Source organism: Psychromonas aquatilis, assembly GCF_038155185.1.
GTDB lineage: Bacteria > Pseudomonadota > Gammaproteobacteria > Enterobacterales > Psychromonadaceae > Psychromonas > Psychromonas aquatilis.
This window is the reverse complement of record NZ_JBAKAZ010000109.1, coordinates 1-4534: the sequence shown is the minus strand read 5'-3', so window position 1 is coordinate 4534 and position 4534 is coordinate 1. Positions and strand designations below refer to the sequence as shown.

The 4534-nt window shown below is 38.8% G+C and carries 4 protein-coding genes and 3 pseudogenes; 5 read left to right on the top strand and 2 right to left on the bottom strand.

Going from position 1 to position 4534, the window contains the following annotated elements; genetic code table 11:
• Positions 1–72 precede the first annotated feature (72 nt).
• The 5 genes and pseudogenes from V6256_RS14960 to V6256_RS14935 form a co-directional block, all read left to right on the top strand.
• Positions 73–927 (top strand): annotated as a pseudogene (locus tag V6256_RS14960) (DUF3500 domain-containing protein); the annotation flags it as partial.
• Positions 924–1196 (top strand): hypothetical protein, encoded by a 273-nt coding sequence (locus V6256_RS14955; RefSeq protein WP_341599071.1) that lies wholly within the window; start codon positions 924–926, stop codon positions 1194–1196. The pseudogene V6256_RS14960 and the gene V6256_RS14955, both read left to right, overlap by 4 nt.
• 104 nt (positions 1197–1300) lie before the next feature.
• Positions 1301–1501, top strand: coding sequence for a hypothetical protein (locus V6256_RS14950; protein WP_341599070.1), 201 nt, complete (start codon positions 1301–1303; stop codon positions 1499–1501).
• Positions 1452–1861 (top strand): annotated as a pseudogene (locus V6256_RS16470) (DOPA 4,5-dioxygenase family protein). Before V6256_RS14950 ends, V6256_RS16470 begins: the two are co-directional and overlap by 50 nt.
• A gap of 58 nt (positions 1862–1919) precedes the next feature.
• Positions 1920–2165 carry a YrhK family protein gene (locus V6256_RS14935; protein ID WP_341599067.1) on the top strand — a complete coding sequence of 82 codons (246 nt, stop codon included), beginning with the start codon at positions 1920–1922 and terminating at the stop codon, positions 2163–2165.
• Between the two features lie 194 nt (positions 2166–2359).
• Here V6256_RS14935 and V6256_RS14930 read toward each other — a convergent pair.
• Together V6256_RS14930 and tnpC are read right to left on the bottom strand one after the other, a co-directional pair.
• Positions 2360–3676, bottom strand: a pseudogene (locus tag V6256_RS14930) (anaerobic C4-dicarboxylate transporter); the annotation flags it as partial.
• Positions 3677–3702: 26 nt separating this feature from the next.
• Positions 3703–4534: IS66 family transposase (tnpC, locus tag V6256_RS14925; RefSeq protein WP_341599066.1), on the bottom strand; the 832-nt coding region annotated here is incomplete at its 5' end.

The following is a 4534-nucleotide window of genomic DNA, read 5'->3' as shown; positions in this document are numbered from 1 at the left end:
ATAAGTTATTTTAGCAAGTAAAATAGATCAGTTAATTAGTGTGATTGGTATTATTCCGTTGCTGAAGCTAAAAAGTGGAGCAACCTTCCAGCTGGGGCATTTCCTTCACGACCTGGTGTGTTTTTAGGTGAGCTAAAAGTTGAACAACGTGGTGTAGTGAAAGCTATTTTAATGGAAGCAGCGGGCCTTAAAGAAAATGAAGGGTTCGATGAATTAGTACAAACGCTCAATGCAGATGATTATATCGGTACTGTCAGTGATGATTATAAAGCGGGCTATTCTTCGTTTAATAGTAAAATTGCCTTTTTGGGTACACCTTCAGAAACCGGCCTTTGGGAGCTTTATTATGGCGGACATCATCTCGCTTTTGCTAATACATACAATCAGGGTGAGTTGATTGGTGCAACACCTTCATTCAGAGGCATAGAGCCTTTTCGTGCTTTTGAGATGAATGGCCGTACCAATATTCCAATGTTACAAGAAAGAGATACTTTTGCTGCTTTTTTAAATTCATTAACACCTGAACAATTAAAAGAGGCTGAATTAGAAGGGACATATCGAGATATCTTAGCTGGGCCGTAAGCGGATGATGCAATTCCTGAGCAACAAGAAGGTATTAGTGCTGATAAGCTTAATAACACTCAAAAAGTATTATTGTTAAAAGCTATTGCAACTTATGTTGAAGATATCAATGCTGCTGATGCTCAAAAGTACATGGATAAATATAGCGCAGAAATGGCTGATACTGTGATTGGGTATTCAGGAACAACAGATTTAAATAGTGAAGATGATTATGTGCGCGTTGATGGTCCATCACTTTGGATTGAGTTTTCTTTACAATCTAATAAATCAACGAATGAAAAAGGTAATCACCCACACTCTGTTTGGCGAGATAAAGTCGATGACTATGGAGGCCAAACCAAATGAGACATGCCTTCTTACGACTAAAGCAATTTTTTCTGTTTGTTCTCTTTCTGCAGGTGAGTAGTGCTTATGCGCATTCACTACCTGGTAGTATTTTAGATTTCTCTAAGGAAGGTACTGATCTAGTAAAGTTACCGGCTAACTTTCCTTTAGAGGAATTAGTGATTGCTGCGCCTGAGCTTCATGAACTAAAGCATATTAAACAAGGGGAAAAGGTCTCTGGTGCTTCTTTAGATGACTTGCAAGATTACATTCAAAAGCATATTTTTTAGTCGACGGTAATGAAAAATTACTATTTAATCTGAATTTAGCCAAACTTGAGCGTGCTTATAATGCACATGTTGGAGGTTATACTTTAGTCGTTATTGAGTTAGCATTGCCTCTTCCTGAGCAGAGTAGCTCACTTCCTTTAATGTTAAGTTACGACATCATTATGCATGAAGTACGTAACCATAGAGCAGAGGTTTATTGGAATGACTCAGCTAAGGGCAGAACAAAGGTTGTCAACTTTGGGTATAAAGTTGTCAATGGCAACCCTAAAACCTATCCATTACCATTTTTTGAAAAAGCAGAGTAAGTGCATGAACAAAGTAAACTTCCCCGTAAATAATTATGACGCTTATCATGCGCATGTTTATTTTGACAAAGAAACATTCACGTTTGCTAAAGCATTATGTGAAAAAGCAGGTGAATTATTTCAATTACAGGTGGGTAGAGCACATCAAAAATTAGTTGGTCCTCATCCAAGATGGAGCTGCCAACTTCTTTTCACATCAAGTGACTTCGAACAGCTGATCCCTTGGCTGAAAAAGAACGCAATGGTTTAACTGTATTAGTACACGCTTTAACCGGCGACAATCTAAAAGATCATACAGAGCATGCTTATTGGCTAGGTCACCCGGTTGCGCTTAACTTATCTATTTTTCAAAGTAACTGAGAATATAACTCGAACTGCTTAGTTACTTCCTCTACGACGTGAGTAAAAGAAATAAACAATGAATGATATATACCTAGGTAAACACGTTGTTATACAACGACGATATGAAGCATTGGGAGCAATAAATGACTTGTTTATTGCTATTTGGTTTTTAATTGGTAGCTTTTTCTTTTTGAATGCTTCGCTAGTGGAAAGTGGGACTTGGCTATTTATTGTCGGTAGTGCTCAGTTAATCATTAAGCCACTGATTAAGTTAATTAGTTTAATTCATGTTAATAAAGCGTTTAAAAAGTCGTCCCCATAAATAGCGTAAGATTTAAGGCGAGCACAGAAGTGAATGGCGTTAAGCTTTCTTGATTAGGTTGTTTAAAACAATAAAGGACACTTTTATAGGCTTATACTTTGTTATTTAAATTGAAAGCTGGACCTAATAGCCAGTGCGGTATCAATGTTGATTCCTCACTGGCTATTTAAATAGGCTGACTTTGATTAGATTAATTATCCTATAACAATTTGACCTAATAGATAACCTAAGCAACAAGCTGAAATAACCCCAATTAATCCCACTGACATGAAGGAGTGGTTAAAATACCATTTGCCTATTTTTGTTGTTCCTGAGCTATCAAAATTAACTGTTGCAATGTCGGAAGGGTAATTAGGAATAAAGAAATAGCCGTATACCGCTGGCATCAAACCAATCAGTAAAGCCGGTTCTAATCCGAGTGCTAAGCCTACTGGCAACATCATACGAGCTGTCGCAGCCTGTGAGTTAACAACGACAGAAACGATAAATAATGCTAATGCAAATGTCCAAGGGTGCATTGTGACGACATCAATTATCTCTGACTTAAATTGTGGCATGGCATATTGAAAGTAAGTGTCTGACATCCAAGCAATACCAAAAATAGCAATAGCAGCAACCATACCTGATTTAAATACAACACCATTAGGGACTTGTTGAGGATTGGTTTTAGTCGCAATTAAAATAATCCCACCAAAGGCCAACATCATCATTTGAATGATCACAGACATACTGATTGGTTTGTCACCCTCCGCTATTGTTCTTATTTCAGGAACCATGGCAATGATGACAATAACAACAATCGATAATAAAAATATCAGCACAGCATGTTTTGCTGAATTAGGTAGTTTTTGGTCTAAACTCGTTGAAGTCGTGTTTATTATTTTATCACGCCAAGCAGGATCCTTTAAACGAGATTGATAGACTTCATCTTCTTCTAGTTCCTCACCTCGTTTGAGACTGTATAGCGACATCATCAATGTCCCGAATAAAGTAGCAGGAACAGTAACAAGTAAGATGGAAAGTAATGTGATATCTGCTCCGATATCGACTATTTGAGCTAAATAATAAACCACGGCAGCAGAGATTGGGGAAGCGGTGATGGCAATTTGTGAGGCGACTGAAGCGGCTGCCATTGGGCGTTCTGGCCTAATACCATTTTTTAATGCCACGTCACCAATAATAGGCATAATGGAATAAACTGCATGACCTGTACCTAATAAAAAAGTCATAGAGTAAGTAACAAAAGGCGCAATTAACGTTACTCGCTTTGGATTTTTACGAAGCATTCTTTCGGCCATTTGTAACATATATTTTAAACCGCCAGCGGCTTCTAAAATAGAGGCACAAGTGACCACTGCCAATATAATCAGCATAACGGTAATGGGAGGGGAAGTTGGTGGCATTTTGAAGATAAACACTTCAATGACCAGTCCAATACCAGAAATGACGCCTAACCCTATGCCTCCAAATCGAGAGCCAATATAAAGGGCAACTAATAGAAATAGAAACTGCGCGGTAAGCGTCTAGCAAACCACACCTATTTTTTGAAATTCCATGGTAACAGGCGGTCGATATCAGGGGAAGGTTGGCACAGTTCATCAAAGCAAGCACAGATATAATCAAATGGCATTAAACCATTGACCTTGGCGGTTTCCACGATACTGTAAAGCGTCGCACTAGCATGGGCTCCATTGGTCGTTTGGCTAAATAACCAATTCTTTCGCCCTATCACAAACGGTTTGACTGCACGCTCTGCCCGATTGTTATCAATACTTAATTGCCCATTATCTAGATAGCGTATCAGCTTGTGCCATTGATTGGCTAGATAGTTAGCGGCTTCTATTAGCTTGCTGTTACCGACTAAATGTCGCTGATTCTGCTCAAGCCATGTGTTTAGCTTATTCAGAATAGGCAAACTATCAGCTTGCCTTGCTGTGTATTTTTCATCGATACTTTTATCTTTGATGCGTGATTCAACGCCATACAGTTTTTGGATGAGACTCAACACCACATCCGCTTTGCCAACTTTATTTTTACCTTGTAACTTTTTCGCATCAATAAATTTACGCCGTGCATGTGCCCAACAACCAACGAGTGTCGCGTCTGTTTTACCATAAGCTTGATAACCATCAACATGTAAATAACCTTGATAACCATCAAGATAATCAACCACGCAGGCGGCCGCGCGACTATTATGGAAGTCGTAAAGTACGATATTAGGAATGCTATTTTTCGGCTCTGGTGTGTCTCGACCTGAGCAATAGACCCACATGTAACTGTTCACTTTATCGGATTTGACCACTTTTAAGGGGGTTTCATCAGCAAACAACGTGGGCTGTTTTAACAGCTCGGCTTTAAGCTTTTCAACT